This window comes from Kitasatospora sp. NPDC059827, assembly GCF_042731675.1.
GTDB lineage: Bacteria > Actinomycetota > Actinomycetes > Streptomycetales > Streptomycetaceae > Kitasatospora.
Genome location: NZ_JBHWIV010000126.1, coordinates 1 through 18,039 on the forward strand (window position 1 = coordinate 1; position 18,039 = coordinate 18,039).

Below are 18,039 nucleotides of genomic sequence, written 5' to 3' on the forward strand. Positions count from 1 at the left end.
GGGCCCTCGCCGGCGGTGGGGGCGCGGGCGCGGCCGCCGGGGCCGGGCCCCGGCGCCGGGCCCGAGCCCGCCCGCGCCGCCCAGGGCAAGGGCGGCGGCCGGGCGGACGGCGGCTCCGGCGGCGCGGGCGGCTCCGGCACCCCCGGTGGCACCGGCGGTGCGGGCGGGCGGGCGGCGGCGCGGCGCGGCGCCAAGCCCAAGAAGAACGTGAAGAAGATCGTCGCCTGGTCCGCGGCCGGCGTGCTGGTGCTGATCGCGGGCGCCGGCGGCGCGATCTACTACAAGCTGAACGCCAACATCAAGTCCTTCGACGCCGACGCGATAGCCACCGACCGCCCGCCCGAGGCCAAGGCCGACGCGGACGGCAACAAGCCGGTGAACGTGCTGCTGATCGGCTCCGACAGCCGCGGCGGCAACAACTCCGACCTCGGCGGCGGCGAGGACGGCGGCGCCCGCTCGGACACCACGATCCTGCTGCACGTCTACGCCGACCACAAGCACGCCGTGGGCATCTCGATCCCGCGCAACGCGATCGTGCCGATCCCGTCCTGCAAGCTCCCCAACGGCAAGTGGACCAAGGGCGGCAACGACCTGTTCAACGCCGCCTTCTCGGTCGGCGGCAGCGACGGCGGCAACCCGGCCTGCACCCAGAACACGGTGGAGAAGGTCACCGGCATCCGGGTCGACCACACCATGGTGGTCGACTTCAACGGCTTCTCCGCGATGACCAAGGCCGTCAACGGCGTGGACATCTGCCTGCCGAAGGCGATCTACGAGGGCGACATCAACCCCAACCTGCACAAGAAGGGCAACCTCGTCCTCCCGCAGGGCAAGCAGACCGTCCAGGGGCAGCAGGCGCTCGACTACGTCCGGCTGCGGCACGGCATCGGCGACGGCTCCGACATCGGCCGGATGAAGCGCCAGCAGGCCTTCATGAGCTCGCTCGCCACCAAGATGAAGAAGGACGGGCTCAGCCCCACCAACCTGCTGCCGCTGGCCGACGCGGCCACCAAGTCGCTGACCGTCGACCCGGGGCTGGACTCCGCGGACAAGCTGCTCTCCTTCGGCCTGTCGTTGAAGAACATCGACATGCACGACCTCAAGTTCGTGACCGCGCCCTGGCGCTACCGCACCCAGGACGCCAACATCGACCTGGTCCAGCCGGACTCCAACAAGCTCTGGGAGACCCTCAAGGCCGACCAGACCATCGACGGCCAGAACGCCACCGGCCAGCAGCCGGACGCCGGCGCCGGCCCGAGCACCGCCCCCCAGCCGACCGCGGCCGCCACCCCCGCCGCGGCGGCCGCGGACGCCTCCAACGCCTCGGTCAAGGTCGCGGTCTACAACGGCACGGCCGTCAACGGCCTGGCCGGCAAGGCGACCGACCTGCTCAAGGGCGCCAAGTACTCGGCCAGTACGGCGGGTCAGGCGGCGAGTACCAAGTACAAGACCACCACCATCGAGTACAGCTCCAGCCAGAAGGCGAACGCCGAGAAGCTCGCCGCGCTGTTCCCGGGCGCCAGCCTGGAGCCCGGCAGCTCCCGCGGCATCTCGCTGATCGTCGGCCAGGACTTCGCCGCGGCCAACGGCATGGGGGCCGGCGCGTCCGGCGCGTCCGGTGCGGCCGCCACCCCCGGCGCCCAGACGCCCGCGCAGCCGCTGCCCACCACCGTCACCAACGACGCCCGCTCGGCGGACGACGACATCTGCGCCAACACCACCTACGGCAGCGGCGGCTGATCCCACCCGCCGGACGACCGACCGGACCGACCGCACGACCCCCGGAGCGCGTGGCCCCGGGGGTCGTGCCATGGTGGCGGTAGCGGGGGGCCCACCGGTCACCGGCACCGAAAGGGCGGACCCCATGCCCGAGATCGCCATGCAGTTCGACATCGCCGCCCCCCGGGACGCCGTCCTGGCCGCGCTCAACACGCACGACGGGCTGACCGGCTGGTGGACCACCGGGGTGGGCCGCGAGGGCGAGGTGCTGCTGCTCGACTTCCCCGGGGTCCCCGAGCCGTTCCGGCTGCGCCGCGAGCGGGCCGACCGGGACCGGGTGCTGTGGGCCAACACCGGGGCCTTCCCGCCGCACTGGGCCGGCACCTGGATCAGCTGGGAGCTCGCCGACCAGCCCGGCGACCCCGGCCGCACCCGGCTGCTGTTCCGGCACGGCGGCTGGCAGCCGGGCAGCGAGGAGGGCGTCCCGATGGTGGCCGGCACCTGGGCCGAACTCCTGGTCCGGCTCAAGGACTACGCGCAGAGCGGCAAGGCGCAGCCGCTGTTCGTCACCGCCCTGCGCCACGACGAGGAGTGACCGCCCGGCCACCGTCCGGCCGCCGCCGGGCCGCCGCCCCGCCACCGGTCGCCCACCAGGGCGCCGTCCGGTGGCGGGAACGCGGCGCCGGGCTGAGGGTGGGCGGTGTACCGCCGTCGTACCGCCGTCCGCGCGGACGGCCGTACCGGTCGGGCCGGGCCCGACCGCCCGACGACCCCAGCCGGCCACCACCGCCTCCGGGAGGCCCAGCGATGCCCCTAGTGACCGATCCGTACCAGCCCGGCACCCCGTGCTGGATCGACCTGATGGCGAGCGACCAGCAGGCCGCGCTCGACTTCTACCGCGACCTGTTCGGCTGGCAGGGCGAGCTCGGCCCGGCCGAGTTCGGCGGTTACGCCGTGTGCACCCTCAACGGCCGCCCGGTCGCCGGGATCATGGCGCAGTCCGCGCCCGAGGGCCAGCCGCTGCCGCCGGTCGGCTGGACCACCTACCTGGCCTCGGACGACGCCGACGCGGCCGGCGCCGCCATCACCGGGGCCGGCGGCACGGTGGTCTACCCGCCGATGGACGTCGGCACGGTCGGCCGGATGCTGGTCGCCGCCGACCCGACCGGCGCGGTGTTCGGGGTCTGGCAGGCGATGGACTTCATCGGCGCGGGCGTCGTCAACGAGCCCGGCGCGCTGATCTGGAACGAGCTGAACACCGCCGACACCGGGGCGGCCGGCCGCTTCTACCAGCCGGCCCTCGGACTGCGCCCGGCCACCATCCAGGGCATGGACGGCTACTACTCGCTGAACGTCGGCGACCGCACGGTGGGCGGCATGCAGGCGATCCCCGGGTACCTGGGGTCCGGCACCCCCTCGCACTGGATGGCGTACTTCTCGGTGGACGACGCCGACTCCACGGTGGACGCCCTGGTCAAGGCCGGCGGTTCGGTGCTCCAGCCGCCGTTCGACATGCAGTCCGGCCGGATGGCCGTGGTCAGGGACCCGCAGGGCGCGCTGTTCGCCGTCGTCCAGTCGCCCGAGGCGCAGATGCCGGACTCGCCGTAACCGCCGCCCCCGGACGCGCTGGGCGACCGGATGCCGCCCTTCCGGCGACGCGCCGCCGGGAATGGGCGGCATCCCCCGCGTTCCCGGGGCAGACTGCACCCATGCTGGGGCTACCGGACGACATCCGCGCTTTCCTCTTCGACCTCGACGGGGTGCTCACCCGGACCGCGACCGTGCACGCCGCGGCCTGGAAGGACACCTTCGACGCCTTCCTGCGCGCCGAAGCCGCCCGCACCGGCGGGCCGTTCGTCCCCTTCGACGCCGTCACCGACTACGACACCTACGTGGACGGCCGCCCGCGCCTGGACGGCACCCGGGCCTTCCTGCGGAGCCGGGGCATCGATCTGCCCGAGGGCACCGAGGACGACCCGCCGAACACCCGTACCTTGCAGGGCGTCAGCCGGGCCAAGAACGACACCGTGCTGCGGCTGATCCGCGAGCAGGGCGTCGCCCCGTACGAGGGCTCGGTCGCCTACGTGCACCGGCTGCGCGCGCTGGGACTGCCCCGCGCGGTGGTCTCCTCCAGCGCCAACTGCCGGGACGTGCTGCGCTCGGCGGGCATCCTGGACCTCTTCGACGTGATCGTGGACGGCGTGGTCGCCAAGCAGCGGTCCCTGCCCGGCAAGCCCGCCCCGGACACCTACCTGTACGCCGCCCGCGAGCTGGGCGTCGAGCCCGCGCACGCCGCCGTCTTCGAGGACGCGCTGGCCGGGGTCGCCTCCGGCCGGGCCGGCGGCTTCGGCGCGGTGGTCGGGGTCAACCGCACCGGGCAGGCCGCCGAACTGCGCCGCGATGGCGCCACCGTGGTCGTCGACGACCTCGCCGAGCTGCTGTCGGACGACGAGGGGGAGGCGTCATGAGCCCGGCCGACAACTTCGCCATCGACCCCTGGCAGATCACCGAACACGGCCTGGAACAGGCCTCGTTGGCCCGCGCCGAGTCTGTCTTCGCGCTCTCCAACGGCCACATCGGCCTGCGCGCCAACCTGGACGAGGGCGAGCCGCACGGCCTGCCCGGCACCTACCTCAACGGCGTCTTCGAACTGCGGCCGCTGCCCTACGGCGAGGGCGGCTACGGCTACCCGGAGTCCAGCCAGAGCGTCATCAACATCACCAACGGCAAGATCATCCGACTGCTGGTGGACGACGAGCCCTTCGACCTGCGCTACGGCGAACTGGTCGGCCACACCCGCTGGTTGGACTTCCGCGAGGGACTGCTGCACCGCGAGTGCGAATGGACCTCCCCGGCCGGGCGGACCATCCGGGTGCGCTCCTCCCGGCTGGTCTCGCTCACCCAACGGGCCATCGCCGCCGTGGAGTACACCGTCGAGGCGGTGGACGGGCCGGTGCGGATCGTGCTCCAGTCCGAACTGGTCGCCAACGAGCAGCTGCCCGGCGGCCCCGAGGGGGACCCGCGGGCCGCCGCCGTGCTGGAGGCGCCGCTGCAGGCCGAGGCGCACCACGCGAGCGGCACCAAGGCCGTCCTGGTGCACCGCACCCGGTTCAGCGGCATCCGGGTCGCCGCCGGGATGGACCACGTCATCGAGGGCCCGGAGCGGCTGGACACCGTCGCTGAGTCCGAGGCCGACCACTGCCGGATCAGCGTCACCACCGTGCTCGCCCCCGGACAGCGGCTGCGGCTGGTCAAGTTCATGTCCTACGGCTGGTCCGGCACCCGCTCGCTGCCCGCCGTCCGGGACCAGGTCGAGGCCGCGCTGAATGCCGCCCGGTACACCGGCTGGGACGGCCTGGTCGCCGAACAGGCTGACTACCTGAGGGAATTCTGGGAGAGCAGCGACGTCGAGATCGAGGGCGACGTCGAACTCCAGCAGGCCGTCCGGTTCGCCGTCTTCCACGTCCTCCAGGCCGGCGCCCGCAGCGAGGAACGCGCCATCCCCGCCAAGGGGTTGACCGGCCCGGGCTACGACGGGCACAGCTTCTGGGACACCGAGACCTTCGTGCTGCCGGTGCTCACCTACTGCCTGCCCAGCGCCGTCAACCAGGCCCTGCGCTGGCGGCACACCACGCTCCCGCTGGCCCGCGAACGCGCCGCCCAACTCGGCCTGGCCGGCGCCGTGTTCCCCTGGCGGACGATCCGCGGCGAGGAGTGCTCCGGGTACTGGCCGGCCGGCACCGCGGCCTTCCACATCGGCGCCGACATCGCCGCCGCCGTGGCCCGCTACGTCCGGGCCACCGGGGACGCGGAGTTCGAGCGCGAGTACGGCCTCGAACTCCTGGTGGAGACCGCCCGGATGTGGCGCTCGCTCGGCCACCACGACAGCGCCGGCCGGTTCCGGATCGAGGGCGTCACCGGCCCCGACGAGTACAGCGCCGTCGCCGACAACAACGTCTACACCAACCTGATGGCGCAGACGAACCTGCGCGCCGCCGCGGAAGCCGCCGTCCGCCACCCGCGCGAGGCCGACGCGCTCGGCGTGGACACCGAGGAGACCGCCGCCTGGCGCGACGCCGCCGCCGCGATGTACGTCCCGTACGACGCGGCCCTCGGCGTCCACCCCCAGGCCGACGGCTTCACCCACCACCAGGTCTGGGACTTCGAGGGCACCCCGCCGGAGAAGTACCCGCTGCTGCTGCACTACCCGTACTTCGACCTGTACCGCAAGCAGGTGGTCAAGCAGGCCGACCTGGTGCTCGCCATGCAGGTCCGCGGCGACGCCTTCACCGACGAGCAGAAGGTCCGCAACTTCGCCTACTACGAGAGGCTCACCGTCCGGGACTCCTCGCTCTCCGCCTGCACCCAGGCGGTGATCGCCGCCGAGGTCGGGCAGCTCGACCTCGCCTACGACTACACCGCCGAAGCCGCCCTGATGGACCTCCACGACCTCGGCGGCAACACCCGCGACGGCCTGCACATGGCCTCGCTCGCCGGGGCCTGCATCGCCCTGGTGGCCGGTTTCGGCGGGCTGCGCGACCACGGGGAGACGCTGGACTTCCGGCCCCGGCTGCCCTCCGGGCTGATGCGGCTGAGCTTCTCGCTGCTGGTCCGCGGCCACCTGCTCGGCGTCCGGATCACCCACGAGGGCACCACCTACACCCTGCGCCGCGGCGAGGTGATCCACCTGCGGCACGACGGCGAGACGGTCCAGGTCAAGGCCGGCTCCCCGGTCACCCTGCCCACCACCGTCCCGCCCGCCCAGGAGCGCTGCGCCCAGCCCCCGGGGCGTGAGCCGGCCCGCCGCCAGCCCCAGGCGGGCCTGGTGGCCGGCAAGCTCGGCCAGCAGGACCACCTGGCGGCGGAGTAGCCGCGCCGGTCGCTCGCCTGTTCGGGCCCGCTCCGGATGCGGGGCGGGCCCGCACCTCGGAGGGTGGGCACGTCCGGTGACAACCGGCGCCCGGCCGAGCCCGGCGCCCGGCGAAGGGGTGCGCCCGTGGCGACGGTGGCCGAACAGATGGTGGAGGTGCTCCGGCAGGCCGGGGTGGAGCGGGTCTACGGCGTGGTCGGGGACAGCCTCAACCCGGTCGTCGACGCGATCCGCCGGGCGGACGGCATCGGCTGGGTGCACGTGCGCAACGAGGAGGCCGGCGCCTTCGCGGCCGCCGCCGAGGCCGAGCTCAGCGGCCGGCTGGCGGTCTGCGCCGGCTCCTGCGGCCCCGGCAACACCCACCTGATCCAGGGCCTGTACGACGCCCAGCGCAGCGGCCTGCCGGTGCTCGCGCTGGCCTCGCACATCCCGTCCGGGCAGATCGGCACCGGCTTCTTCCAGGAGACCCACCCCGAGCGGGTGTTCACCGACTGCAGCAACTGGTGCGAGATGCTCTCCACCCCCGCCCAGCTGCCCCGGCTGCTGCGGGTCGGCATCCAGCACGCGCTGGGTTCGCACGGCGTCTCGGTGCTCGCCTTCCCCGGGGACGTCGCCGCCCTGCCCGCCGCCGGGCCGACCGGCAGCAGCCACTTCCTCACCGAGCAGGCGGTGGCCGCGCCGCCCTGGTCCCAGGTGCGGGAGCTGGCCCGGCTGCTGAACGCGGCCCGCCGGGTCGCCCTGTTCTGCGGTGCCGGGGTGCGCGGGGCGCACGCCGAGGTGATGGCGGTCGCCGAGGCGTTGCACGCGCCGGTCGGGCACTCGCTGCGCGGCAAGGAGTGGATCCAGTTCGACAACCCGTACGACGTCGGGATGAGCGGACTGCTCGGCTACGGCGCCTGCCACGAGGCGCTGCACTCCGCCGACCTGGTGCTGCTGCTCGGCACCGACTTCCCGTACGACTCCTTCCTGCCGCAGGCGCACACCGTCCAGGTCGACCACGACGCGACCAGGCTGGGCCGGCGCACCGCCCTGGAGCTGGCCGTGCACGGCGACGTCGCGGCCACCCTGCGGGCCGTCCTGCCGCTGCTGGAGGCGAAGCCGGACCGCTCCTTCCTGGACGGCCTGCTGCGCAAGCACTGCAAGTCGCTGGAGGACGTGATCGGCGCCTACACCCGGGACATCGACAAGCACCTGCCGATCCACCCGGAGTACGTCGCCTCGGTGCTGGACGACGTCGCCGCCGAGGACGCGGTGTTCACCGTGGACACCGGCATGAACAACGTCTGGGCCGCCCGCTACCTCCGGCCGAACGGCCGCCGCCGGGTGATCGGCTCCTTCCTGCACGGCTCGATGGCGAACGCCCTCCCGCACGCGATCGGCGCCCAACTCGCCTGCCCAGGGCGGCAGGTGATCGCGATGGCGGGCGACGGCGGGATCGGCATGCTGCTCGGCGAACTGCTCACGGTGGCCAAGCACCGGCTGCCGGTGAAGACGGTGGTCCTCAACAACGGCGCGCTCGGCATGATCAAGCTGGAGATGCTGGTCTCCGGCTACCCGGAGTACGAGATCGACAACGGGGACGTGGACTACGCGGGCATCGCCCGGGCGATGGGCATCCCGGCCAAGCGGGTCACCGAGCCGGACAGGGTCCGGGAGGTGCTGGCGGAGGCGCTGGAGCGGCCCGGGCCGGCCCTGGTGGACGTGGTCACCGACCCCAACGCGCTGTCCATCCCGCCGCGGATCACCGCCGCCCAGGTGAAGGGCTTCGCGCTGGCCGCCGGGCGGACGGTGCTGTCCGGCGGGGTCGGGCGGATGGTCGACCTGGCGCGCAGCAACCTGCGGAACATTCCACGGCCGTGAGCGCCCGGCCGTGAGTGCCCTGGAGCGGTTTGCCCCTGAGGCAAGTTTCTTGCCCCTGCGGCAGGGCGGGTGTCCACTGGACACATGAGCAGCAGCACCACCGGTGCCACCGGCACTCCCGCCGACGACGGCCGGCTCGACGACCAGGAGGTCGCCGGCCTCGCCGCCCGCCTCCGCGAGCACCGGCTCAGCAGCCGGCTCACCCTGGAGGTCGCCGCGGGCCGGATCGGCCTCTCCCCAGCCTATCTGTCCCGGCTGGAGACCGGCCGCCGCCAGCCCTCGCTGCCCGTCCTGCTCGGCCTGGCCCGCGCCTACGGCACCTCGGTCTCCGGGCTGCTCGGCGAGGCGCTGGTCGAACCGGACCCGGTGGTCCGCGGCGGCGCCATCGAGCCCGGCCGGGCCGGCGGCTGGGGCTACCGCCGGGCCGGCGCCCCCGGCCGCGCCATGCAGGCCCTGCGGGTGTTCGTCCCGCCGGGCGTCCAGGACGAGGTGGTCCGGGTCCACCCCGGCGAGGAGTGGCTGTACGTCCTGCGCGGGGAACTGCGGGTCACCCTCGGCGACCGCGTCCACCACCTCGCCCCCGGCGACTCCGCGCACTACGACTCGCTCACCCCGCACTGCATCGCCGCCGCATCCGGCACCGGCGTCGAACTGCTCTTCGTCCACACCCTGTTGCAGAGCCCCGGCGGCGAACTCTGCCTCGGCGGCGGCCCCGCCGCGAGCCACTGACCAGCCGTCAGAACACCTCGGAGGAGATCACCATGGCCGATCCCACCACCGCCGACACCGCCACTGCCAACGCCGCCGGTGCCCCCGACACCGCCGCCGGCCCGAAGACCGTCGACGCCGGCAAGTGGGCCAACAAGCGGGTCTACCACCGCCTGGTGATCTACACCGTGGGCTGCCACCTCTTCGCCGGGTTCATCATCCTGCTGTTCGAACTGGGCACCCGCAACAAGTAGTCGACCCCACCTGCTGGGCGTCCGCCTCCGCCCCCGTCGGAGGCGGGCGCCCGACCGCCCGACCGCCCGACCGCCTGACCGCCCGGCGACGTCAGGCGTCGCGGAGCACCCGGCAGAGGGCCTCCAGGGCCGCCGGGAAGGCGTGCTCCGGCGGGGACCCGTAGCCGATCACCAGCGCGGGCCCGGTCTCCTCCGCCGCCCCCGGCGTCGCCGGGTCGGCGCGGTGCCGGTCGAGTCCGCTGAGGGCCAGTCCGGCGGCCTCGGCGCGGGCCAGCAGCTCCGCCTCCGGCGTCGCGCCGGGCGGGAGTTGCAGGACGGCGTGCAGTCCGGCCGCGATGCCGGTGATCTCGACCCGCGGGGCGTGCTCGGCGAGCGCGGCGACCAGCCGGTCCCGGCGGCGCCGGTAGTGCAGCCGGCAGCGCCGTACGTGCCGGTCGTACGTCCCCGAGGTGATCAGCTCGGCCAGGGTCAGCTGGTCCAGCACCGGGGACATCGTGTCCGCCAGCACCTTCAACCGGGCGACCGGTTCGACCAGCGCGTCCGGCAGGGCCAGCCAGGCCAGCCGCAGGCCCGGGGCCAGGCTCTTGGCGGCGGTGCCCGCGTACACCACCCGCTCCGGGTCGAGGGCCTGCATCGCGCCGAGCGGCTGCCGGTCGTAGCGGAACTCGCCGTCGTAGTCGTCCTCGATCACGTACCGGTCCTGCTCGCGCGCCCACCGCACCGCGGCCGCCCGCCGGTCGGCGGACAGCGGCGCGCCGGTCGGGAACTGATGGGCGGGGGTGAGCAGGGCGGCGGCGGGGCCGGCGTCCAGCCGGTCGACCAGCGCGCCCTCGCAGTCCAGCGGCAGCGGGACGGTCGCCAGCCCGGCGGCCCGCACCACGGCGTGCTGCGGCGGCAGCCCGTACGCCTCCACCGCGAGCGAACGGGCCCCGCGCTCCTTCAACGCCGCGCACAGCAGCCCCAGGCCCTGCTGGAAGCCGCCGCACACGAGCAGGTGGTCCGGATCGGTGCGGACCCCGCGGACCCGGGCCAGGTAGTCGGTCAGCGCCTCGCGCAGTTCGATCCGGCCCAGCGGGCTGCCGTAGCCGAACGCGTCGTGCGGCGCGGTGGCGAGGGCCCGGCGGGCCGCGGCCAGCCAGGCGGTGCGGGGGAACAGCGAGAGGTCGGGCCGCCCGGACATCAGGTCGTGCCGGACGCTCGGCCGCCGCCCCCCGGCGGGCGCGGACCGCGCGCCCCGCACCGGCACGGCCCGCCGCGCGACGGTGGTGCCGGACCCCTGCCGCGAGCTGAGCCACCCCTCGGCGGCGAGCTGCCCGTACGCCTCGACCACCGTGTTGCGGGCGATCCCGAGGTCCTCCCCGAGCGCCCGTGAGGACGGCAGCCGCGTCCCGGGCGCCAGCCGCCCGTCCTGCACTGCCTCGCGCAGCGCGTCCTCCAGCGCCGCCCGCAGCCCGGCGCCGGCAGCGCGCCGCCCGGTGAGGTCCAGATGCAGATCGCCGCCGAAGGCGGTCCAGGAGCCGTTCACGGGCCCCATTCTCGCCTGTCGCGGCGGGTGCCGATGTGCTCGAAGCGGTGGCCGTCCTCCCTCGGGTTCGGCAGAATCGGGTGGGGTCGTCGAGGCTGGTGGGGCCGGTCGGGCCGGTGGGACCGTCGGGGTGGGCGGTCGGTGTCCGCCATCGATCCGACGGGTGCCGAGGCGAGGATGTGACAGATGGGCGAGGAGAACTCCGGAGCGGAGCTGCTGGCCGCGCGGTTCGAGGCGGAGCGGTCCCAACTGCGGTCCGTGGCCTACCGGATGCTGGGGTCGGTCGCCGAGGCGGAGGACGCCGTCCAGGAGGCGTGGTTCAAGCTGAGCCGCAGTGACACGGGCGAGCTGCGCAACCTCGGGGCCTGGCTGACCACGGTGGTCGGCCGGATCTGCCTGGACCAGCTGCGCTCCCGGGCCTCCCGGCGGGAGGACCCGCTGCCCGAGCAGGAGGGGCGGGTGCGGCTGCCGGATCCGGTGGTGAGCGGGTCGGCGGCGCTGGACCCGGTGCACGGGATCCTGGTCGCGGACTCGGTGGGGATCGCGCTGATGGTGGTGCTGGAGACGCTCTCCCCGGCGGAGCGGGTGGCCTTCGTGCTGCACGACATGTTCGACGTGCCCTTCGACGGGATCGCCGAGGTGCTCGGCCGCACCGCCGCCTCGACCCGCCAACTGGCCAGCCGCGCCCGCCGCCGGGTGCAGGGCGCCACCCCGGCCGGCGACACCGACGACGGGCTCAAGCGCACGGTGGTGGAGGCCTTCCTGGCCGCCGCCCGGGGCGGGGACTTCGACGCCCTGCTGACGGTGCTGGACCCGGAGGTGGTGGCCCGGTCCGACGGCGGCACGCTGGTGCCGAGCGTGCTGCGCCGGGGCGCGGCCGAGGTCGCCGCCCAGGCGATCGCCTTCGCCCGGTTCGCCGCCGACGGACGCCTGGTGCTGGTCAACGGCTCGCCCGGCGTGGTGTCCTTCGCCGGGGGCCGCCCGCTGTCGGTCATGTCCTTCACGATCCACCGCGGCCGGATCACCGGACTGGACGTCCTCACCGACCCGGACCGGTTGGCCGCCCTGGGGCTCACCGGGTAGAACGCCCGCGGGCCGTACGGCAGTTCGCCGTACGGCCCGCGGGCTGTCGTCGGGTTGTCGTCGGTGCGCCGTACGGCCCGCGGGCTGTCGTCGGTGCGCCGTCGGTCAGCCCAGGCCGCCGGTGGCCCGGAGGTTCTGCCCGGTGATCCAGCGGGCGTCCGGCCCGGCCAGGAAGGCGACCACGTCGGCGATGTCCTCGGGCTGTCCGAGCCGGCGCAGCGGGGTCAGGCCCGCGACCCGGTCGAGCGCCTCGGGCGGGTTGGCGGCGCGCAGCAGGTCGGTGTCGGTGGCGCCGGGGGAGACGGTGTTGACGGTGATGCCGCGCGGGCCGAGTTCGGCCGCGGCGACGGCGGTGAGCTGTTCGACGGCGCCCTTGCTGGCGGCGTACGCGGCGATGCCGGGGACGGGGCGCACGGTGTTCACGCTGGAGATGTTGACGATCCGTCCGCCGTCGCGCATCCGGCGGGCGGCGTAGCGGACGGTGGCGAACACGGCGCGGGTGTTGACGGCCAGGACGGCGTCGAAGGCCGTGTCGTCGAGGTCCGCGAGCGGGGTGGGGGTGAAGGACCGCGCGGCGTTGTTCACCAGGATGTCCAGCCCGCCGAGCCGCTCCTCGGCCGTGGCCATCAGCCGCTCGGCGGCGCCCGGTTCGGCGAGGTCGGCCGGTACGGCCCAGGCGCGTCCGCCGCCCGCCGCCACCGCGTCGACCACCGCCTCGGCGGCCGCCCGGTCGGTGGCGTAGCCGAGGACGACGTCCGCGCCCTCGCGCGCCAGCCGCTCGACGATCGCCCGTCCGATGCCCCGCGAGCCGCCCGTGACGACCGCCGCCCTGCCCTCGGCCAGCTTGCGCACCTGTCCTGCCGCCGTTCCTGCCACCGTTCCACCTCTCGCGAAGTCGCCTGTCCTGCCGGTGACATGGTCGTCGAGGCGGCCGTTCGGCGCGCGGGATTTCCGGCGGGGCGGGCGGTGGGCTGTCGGAGCCGCGGGAGGGGGCTCAGACCGAGAGGTAGATCGCGCTGCCGAGGCCGGCCAGGAAGCAGTACACCGCGAACGGGGTCAGGCTGCGGGTCTCGAAGTACTTGGTGAGGAAGCGCACCGAGATGTAGCCGGCCACGAAGGCGGCGACGCTGCCGGCCGCGACCGGGCCGAGCACGGAGGAGTTCTCCGGCTTGAACAGCTCGGGCACCTTCAGCGCCGAGGCGGCCAGGATGACCGGGGTGGCGAGCAGGAAGGAGAACCGGGCGGCGTCCTCGTGGTGCAGCCCGCGCAGGATGCCGGCGCTCATGGTGACGCCGGAGCGGCTGATGCCGGGGAACAGCGCGAGGATCTGGGCGGCGCCGATCCAGGCGCCCTGGCCGAAGCCGAGCCTGGTCAGCCGGACGTCGGAGGCGGTCGCCGGGTCGAGGCCGGGCTCGTCGACGGGGGCGGCGTAACCGGCCCGGCGGCGGCCGCTGCCGCCGCGCTTGAGCCGTTCGGCGCCGAGCAGCACCAGGCCGTTGAGGGCGAGGAAGACCGCGGCGGGCAGCGGCTTGCCGAGGGCGTGCCGCAGGGCCTTCTCCAGGACGAGTCCGGCCACGCCGACCGGGATGGTGGAGATGATGAGAAGCCAGGTGAGCTTCTCGTCCCGGGTCTGCACCCGGCGGTGCCGGATCGAGCTGACCAGGCCGCTGACCACCCGGACCCAGTCCCGCCGGAAGAACACCACCAGGGCGAGCGCGGTGGCCAGGTGCAGGGCGACCAGCGCGGCGAGGTAGGGGGAGCCGTCGGCGGTCATGTCGAGGTCCTGCTGGATCTTCCCGCCGAGCACGGCCGGAAGCAGGATGCTGTGGCCCAGGCTGGAGACCGGGAAGAGTTCCGTCACACCCTGCAGCAGGCCGACGCCTATCGCTTCCGGGTAGGTCAGGGTGGACATCGCGCACCTTCGCTCGGGGGTCTGCGGCCGCCCGATCCCGGTGGCCACCGCGAAGCTACTACGGGCATGTAGACGCCTGGCAGGCCCGCTCCCAGAAGTTCATCGAGCGTATGTCCGGGCGTCACCGGGCCCGGACTCAGCCGAACAGCGCGCCGGCCAGGGCGCCCAGCAGACTGCCGAACGGCACGCTCCGGTGCACGGCGGCGCCGAGCAGCAGGCCGGCGGTCGCGGCGAGCGGGACGCCCAGCAGCGGCAGGGCGACGGCCAGCAGGGCGGACAGGCGGGGCGGGCGGGGCGGGAGGTCCATCGGGCGCCTCCTACGGGGGCGAGGGGTCGACGGAGCCCTACGATGCAGCCTCCCGCAGCGTCAGCTTCAAGTCCTTTTACGGGACCCGGTCCGGACGTACGTCCGTCTCGGACGTCCAGATCGCTCGCGGGCGGCCGGCCGGGACGTACGTCCGTGTCGGACGCTCGTGTCGATCGTACGTCCGTGTCGATCGTACGTCCGTGTCGGTCGGACGTACGACCTAGACGCACGTCCGTCCCGTTCAGGCCTCCACCCGCCGCCACCCCGACCCGTCGGCGGGCACCGGGGCGGTCGCGAAGTCGTAGCGCAGCAGGTCCGGCCCGAGCGCCAGCAGGGAGATCGAGGAGGAGCCCCAGATCCGCCCGTCGCCGAAGTCCCGGCGCTGGATCAGCGCGGCGTCCTCGTCCGGTGCCAGCCCGTCGCCGGTGACGACCGGCAGCCAGCCGCCCCAGGCCCGCTCGGTCGGGCCGTCGGCGGTGGGGCTCGGCCGGGGCTCGGCGCGGAACCGGGCCCGGAAGTGGTCCGCGCGGGCGGCCATCAGCGAGCGGATCCGCTCGGAGGCGGTGCGGTTGGCGGCCATCCCCTCCAGCCCGTCGTTGAGCACCACGCTGAGCCCGGTGGGCAGTTCGTGCTCGGTGAGCCGGCCGCCGCCCCAACTGGCGACCCGGGCGCCGTCGGGGCGGACCTGGACGAGGTGGAAGGGGTCGTACGGCGTCAGGTCGAGGTGGCCGATCCCGCCTTCGCGGACGGCGGTGAGCGGGAGTTCGCCGCGGCTGAGCCTGCTGTCGGCGGGGGCGGGCGGGCCGAAGCCGTTCAGCAGGCAGGCGGCGGTGCGCCGGGTCGGGTCGACGGCCAGCCAGGTGCCGCCGGCCGCGAGGTCCAGTCCGCCGAGCAGTTCGGGCCGCTGCGGCCAGTGGCGGTCCGGCGGCAGCCAGGCGCGGCCGAGGTACTCGTCCCGGACGGAGAGCAGCAGCACCGGTACCGCTGCCTCCGGTTCGATGCTGATGAACGCCGTGCACACGGTCCCGTCCCCCTGGTCCGATCCGCTGGTCCGATCCCCTGGTCCGATCCGCCGGTCCTGCCCCCTGGTCCGATCCGCTCGGAAGGTGCGAGGATCCGAAGGTTCGAAGATCCGAAGGTTCGAGGATCCGAAGATCCACCAGCGATCCTCGCACGCCCGTTCGTGCGCCGGAAGTGGCCCAAGGATCCGAGCGGCGAATGCACCAGTGGGACGGGCCAGTCGGCTCCTAGGCTGGCGGCCGTGACGACGAACGAGACCGAGACCCAGCAGACCGACGCCGTGCCCGCCCCCGAGCTGCGCCTGCAGCTGGGGCGGCTCGCCCCCGAGTTCTACCAGGCCATGATCGCCGTGGACCGGGCCTCCCGGCAGGGCCTGGACCCGGTCCTCGCCGAGCTGGTCAAGGTGCACGCCTCGATGATCAACGGCTGCGCCTTCTGCATCGACATGCACGCCACCGACGCCCGCAAGAACGGCGAGCAGGACCACCGCCTGGTCTCCCTCCCCGCCTGGCGCGAGACCCCGTGGTTCACCGCCCGCGAGCGTGCCGCCCTCGCCCTCACCGAGTCGGTCACCCTGCTCACCCAGGGGCACGTGCCGGACGCCGTGTACGCCGAGGCCGCCGCGCACTTCGAGCAGGCCGAACTGGCCCAGCTGATCGCGCTGATCGCCACCATCAACGCCTGGAACCGGATCGGCGTGTCCACCCGCATGAGCCCGGCCGCGAAGTGAGCGGGGCCGCGATGACCACCCAGCAGGAGAAGGCCCGGCTGCTCCGGGAGCTGCACCGCCCGGGCGAGCCGCTGGTGCTGGCCAACGTGTGGGACGCGGCGAGCGCCCGGCTGGTGGCCGGTGCCGGGGCGCGGGCGCTGGCGACGGCCAGTGCCAGCGTGTCCTGGTCGCTCGGCAGCCCGGACGGCGGCGGCGCCGACCGCGACCAGGTGCTGGCCCGTACCGCCGAGGTGGTCCGCTCGGTCGACCTGCCGGTCACCGCGGACCTGGAGAGCGGCTACGCGGACACCGCGGCCGGGGTCGGCGCGACCGTCACCGCGCTGCTCGCCACCGGCGCGGTCGGGGTGAACCTGGAGGACGCGGACCACACCCCGGAGCAGGCCGCGGAGCGGGTCGCGGCGGCCCGGGCGGCGGCCGACGCGGCCGGCGTCCCGCTGTTCCTGAACGCCCGGACCGACGTCTTCCTGCACGGCCTGGGCGAGCCGGAGGGCCGGCTGGACGAGGCGGTCCGCCGGCTGCGGGCGTACGTCGAGGCGGGCGCGGACGGCGTGTTCGTCCCCGGCGTCGCCGACCCGGAGACCATCGCCGCCCTGGTCGCGGCCGTCCCGGCCCCGCTGAACGTGCTGGCGGCGCCGGGCGCACCCACGGTCGCCGAGCTGGCGAAGCTGGGCGTGGCCCGGATCAGCCTGGGCCCGGGCCTGGCCAAGGTGGCCTACGCGGCGGTCCGCCGGGCGGCCGAAGAGGTGTACGGGAGTGGTACGTACGCCGCCCTGGACGGCGGGCTGACCTACCCGGAGCTCAACGGCCTGTTCACGGGCTGAGCCCCGGGGAGCGGGCAGCGGGCAGCAGACAGGAGCGGGCGGCGGACCGGACGGGGGTCGGTCGGCCGCCCGCTCCACCGCACGTCCGGGCGGCCCGGTGCGGCGGGCGGCCCGGTGCGGCGGGTGGGTCAGCCGATCTGCCCGCTGAGCCCCGGGTGGGACATCTGGTTGGTGCCGATGGCCTCCACCTCGTCGGCCGTGTGCCCGACCACCGGGAGCTTGCCCGCGGTCTGCAGGGCGAGGTCGGCGGGGGAGAGGGTGAGACCGTCGGTGAGGCCGCCGGTGGCGTCCGGCGAGCTGGCGACCTGGCTGGTGGCGGAGGCCGCCGGGGCGGCGAGGGCGAGGCCCGCCATGGTGAGGGCGGCGAGGGTGGCGAGTTTCTTCATGCCCTGCCGAACGACCGGGCCGCCCTCAGGTAACCGGGTGGCGGCAACCGTCACCCCTGTCGCCCGTGCCCGTGCCCCGCATCACGCGCCCGTCCCCCGGACCGTTCGGACCGTCACCCGCAGCGTCCGCACGCTGTTGCTCACGAACGAGCCGATCGGCTCCGGCCGTTCGCCCTCCGCCAGGGCCAGCGCCGGGAACCGCGCGAACAGGTGCCGCAGCGCCGTCTCCGCCTCCAGCCGGGCCAGCCCCGAGCCGAGGCAGAAGTGCGGGCCGTGCCCGAGCGACAGGTGCCGGGCGGGCTGCCGGGTGAGGTCGAAGCGGTCGGCGTCCGGATAGTGCCCGCCGTCGCGCCCGGCCGCGGCGTACGAGGCGAGCAGGGCCTCGCCGCAGCGGATCACCACGTCGCCGACCTCGATGTCCTCGCTCGCGTAGCGCAGCGGGAACTGGCCGACCGGCGAGTCGTGGCGCAGCGTCTCCTCCACCACCGCGGACCACGGTTGCGCGCCGTCCAGCACCAGTCGCAGCTGGTCGGGGTGGGCGAGCAGGGCCCGGACGGCGTTGGTGATCAGGTTGAGCGTGGTCTCGTGCCCGGCCACCAGCATCAGCAGCAGGGTGCCGACGAGTTCGGCCTCGCTGAGCCCGTCCCCGGCCTCGCGGACGGCGATCAGGTCGGTGGTGAGGTCGAGGAGGACCGTGGTGACCAGGGGCAGACCCAGCCAGCGGATGTTCTTCTTCAGCGCGAGCAGGACGAGGTACACGCCGACGGCGACCGTCGTGAACGTGATGTTGAACTCGTACATGTTGCCCCACGGCGCCCGCTTCACCGACAGGGCACGCGTGAGC

General features: G+C 74.5%; 18 protein-coding genes. 11 read left to right on the forward strand and 7 right to left on the reverse strand.

The features are described from left to right. The 8 genes from ACFV8H_RS39045 to ACFV8H_RS39080 form a co-directional block, all read left to right on the forward strand. A partial coding sequence (locus ACFV8H_RS39045) for an LCP family protein (RefSeq protein WP_380409212.1) occupies positions 1 to 1,740 on the forward strand: 1,740 nt, incomplete at its 5' end. Positions 1,741 to 1,864: 124 nt separating this feature from the next. Then, positions 1,865 to 2,314, forward strand: a complete 450-nt coding sequence (locus tag ACFV8H_RS39050; protein WP_380409213.1) for an SRPBCC domain-containing protein — start codon at positions 1,865 to 1,867, stop codon at positions 2,312 to 2,314. A 212-nt stretch (positions 2,315 to 2,526) separates the two neighbouring features. Beyond that, complete coding sequence (locus ACFV8H_RS39055) at positions 2,527 to 3,327, forward strand: VOC family protein (RefSeq protein WP_380409215.1); 801 nt, start codon at positions 2,527 to 2,529, stop codon at positions 3,325 to 3,327. A 101-nt stretch (positions 3,328 to 3,428) separates the two neighbouring features. Further along, entirely contained in the window at positions 3,429 to 4,187 is a 759-nt protein-coding gene (locus tag ACFV8H_RS39060; RefSeq protein ID WP_380409216.1) for an HAD family hydrolase, read from the forward strand. Next, positions 4,184 to 6,589: a glycoside hydrolase family 65 protein gene (locus ACFV8H_RS39065; RefSeq protein WP_380409218.1), complete on the forward strand. Its 2,406-nt coding sequence runs from the start codon at positions 4,184 to 4,186 to the stop codon at positions 6,587 to 6,589. The genes ACFV8H_RS39060 and ACFV8H_RS39065 overlap by 4 nt, the downstream gene beginning before the upstream one ends. A gap of 126 nt (positions 6,590 to 6,715) precedes the next feature. Further along, entirely contained in the window at positions 6,716 to 8,449 is a 1,734-nt protein-coding gene (locus tag ACFV8H_RS39070; RefSeq protein ID WP_380409220.1) for a pyruvate dehydrogenase, read from the forward strand. A gap of 84 nt (positions 8,450 to 8,533) precedes the next feature. Then, complete coding sequence (locus ACFV8H_RS39075) at positions 8,534 to 9,178, forward strand: helix-turn-helix domain-containing protein (RefSeq protein ID WP_375892867.1); 645 nt, start codon at positions 8,534 to 8,536, stop codon at positions 9,176 to 9,178. Between the two features lie 32 nt (positions 9,179 to 9,210). Then, the gene (locus ACFV8H_RS39080; RefSeq protein ID WP_380409222.1) at positions 9,211 to 9,411 is read left to right on the forward strand and encodes a DUF6126 family protein; all 201 of its coding nucleotides are present in this window, start codon (positions 9,211 to 9,213) and stop codon (positions 9,409 to 9,411) included. A 91-nt stretch (positions 9,412 to 9,502) separates the two neighbouring features. On the opposite strand, the gene ACFV8H_RS39085 is transcribed toward ACFV8H_RS39080, so the two are convergent. Continuing rightward, the gene (locus ACFV8H_RS39085) at positions 9,503 to 10,945 is read right to left on the reverse strand and encodes a PLP-dependent aminotransferase family protein (RefSeq protein WP_380409223.1); all 1,443 of its coding nucleotides are present in this window, start codon (positions 10,943 to 10,945) and stop codon (positions 9,503 to 9,505) included. 177 nt (positions 10,946 to 11,122) lie between these two features. On the opposite strand from ACFV8H_RS39085, the gene ACFV8H_RS39090 reads away from it, so the two are divergent. Next, positions 11,123 to 12,019: a sigma-70 family RNA polymerase sigma factor gene (locus tag ACFV8H_RS39090; RefSeq protein ID WP_380409225.1), complete on the forward strand. Its 897-nt coding sequence runs from the start codon at positions 11,123 to 11,125 to the stop codon at positions 12,017 to 12,019. Between the two features lie 105 nt (positions 12,020 to 12,124). Here ACFV8H_RS39090 and ACFV8H_RS39095 read toward each other — a convergent pair whose 3' ends face one another. The 4 genes from ACFV8H_RS39095 to ACFV8H_RS39110 form a co-directional block, all read right to left on the reverse strand. Then, positions 12,125 to 12,895, reverse strand: coding sequence for a glucose 1-dehydrogenase (locus ACFV8H_RS39095; RefSeq protein WP_380409226.1), 771 nt, complete (start codon positions 12,893 to 12,895; stop codon positions 12,125 to 12,127). A gap of 118 nt (positions 12,896 to 13,013) precedes the next feature. After that, complete coding sequence (locus ACFV8H_RS39100) at positions 13,014 to 13,931, reverse strand: undecaprenyl-diphosphate phosphatase (protein ID WP_380409228.1); 918 nt, start codon at positions 13,929 to 13,931, stop codon at positions 13,014 to 13,016. A 136-nt stretch (positions 13,932 to 14,067) separates the two neighbouring features. Then, entirely contained in the window at positions 14,068 to 14,238 is a 171-nt protein-coding gene (locus ACFV8H_RS39105; RefSeq protein WP_380409229.1) for a hypothetical protein, read from the reverse strand. Between the two features lie 241 nt (positions 14,239 to 14,479). Next, complete coding sequence (locus tag ACFV8H_RS39110; protein WP_380409231.1) at positions 14,480 to 15,259, reverse strand: NRDE family protein; 780 nt, start codon at positions 15,257 to 15,259, stop codon at positions 14,480 to 14,482. 240 nt (positions 15,260 to 15,499) lie between these two features. On the opposite strand from ACFV8H_RS39110, the gene ACFV8H_RS39115 reads away from it, so the two are divergent. Continuing rightward, positions 15,500 to 15,988, forward strand: a complete 489-nt coding sequence (locus ACFV8H_RS39115) for a carboxymuconolactone decarboxylase family protein (protein WP_380409233.1) — start codon at positions 15,500 to 15,502, stop codon at positions 15,986 to 15,988. 11 nt (positions 15,989 to 15,999) lie between these two features. After that, complete coding sequence (locus ACFV8H_RS39120; protein WP_375892883.1) at positions 16,000 to 16,809, forward strand: isocitrate lyase/phosphoenolpyruvate mutase family protein; 810 nt, start codon at positions 16,000 to 16,002, stop codon at positions 16,807 to 16,809. A 128-nt stretch (positions 16,810 to 16,937) separates the two neighbouring features. On the opposite strand, the gene ACFV8H_RS39125 is transcribed toward ACFV8H_RS39120, so the two are convergent. After that, positions 16,938 to 17,195 (reverse strand): hypothetical protein, encoded by a 258-nt coding sequence (locus ACFV8H_RS39125; protein WP_375892885.1) that lies wholly within the window; start codon positions 17,193 to 17,195, stop codon positions 16,938 to 16,940. A gap of 81 nt (positions 17,196 to 17,276) precedes the next feature. Further along, on the reverse strand, positions 17,277 to 18,039 hold a 763-nt coding region (locus tag ACFV8H_RS39130; protein ID WP_380409236.1), incomplete at its 5' end, for a cytochrome P450.

Bases quoted from the DNA above. Each gene is read 5' to 3' on its own strand.
- ACFV8H_RS39050 (WP_380409213.1), top strand. From the start codon at position 1,865: ATGCCCGAGATCGCCATGCAGTTCGACATCGCCGCCCCCCGGGACGCC.
- ACFV8H_RS39055 (WP_380409215.1), top strand. From the start codon at position 2,527: ATGCCCCTAGTGACCGATCCGTACCAGCCCGGCACCCCGTGCTGGATC.
- ACFV8H_RS39060 (WP_380409216.1), top strand. From the start codon at position 3,429: ATGCTGGGGCTACCGGACGACATCCGCGCTTTCCTCTTCGACCTCGAC.
- ACFV8H_RS39065 (WP_380409218.1), top strand. From the start codon at position 4,184: ATGAGCCCGGCCGACAACTTCGCCATCGACCCCTGGCAGATCACCGAA.
- ACFV8H_RS39075 (WP_375892867.1), top strand. From the start codon at position 8,534: ATGAGCAGCAGCACCACCGGTGCCACCGGCACTCCCGCCGACGACGGC.
- ACFV8H_RS39080 (WP_380409222.1), top strand. From the start codon at position 9,211: ATGGCCGATCCCACCACCGCCGACACCGCCACTGCCAACGCCGCCGGT.
- ACFV8H_RS39085 (WP_380409223.1), bottom strand. From the start codon at position 10,945: ATGGGGCCCGTGAACGGCTCCTGGACCGCCTTCGGCGGCGATCTGCAT.
- ACFV8H_RS39090 (WP_380409225.1), top strand. From the start codon at position 11,123: ATGGGCGAGGAGAACTCCGGAGCGGAGCTGCTGGCCGCGCGGTTCGAG.
- ACFV8H_RS39100 (WP_380409228.1), bottom strand. From the start codon at position 13,931: ATGTCCACCCTGACCTACCCGGAAGCGATAGGCGTCGGCCTGCTGCAG.
- ACFV8H_RS39105 (WP_380409229.1), bottom strand. From the start codon at position 14,238: ATGGACCTCCCGCCCCGCCCGCCCCGCCTGTCCGCCCTGCTGGCCGTC.
- ACFV8H_RS39120 (WP_375892883.1), top strand. From the start codon at position 16,000: ATGACCACCCAGCAGGAGAAGGCCCGGCTGCTCCGGGAGCTGCACCGC.
- ACFV8H_RS39125 (WP_375892885.1), bottom strand. From the start codon at position 17,195: ATGAAGAAACTCGCCACCCTCGCCGCCCTCACCATGGCGGGCCTCGCC.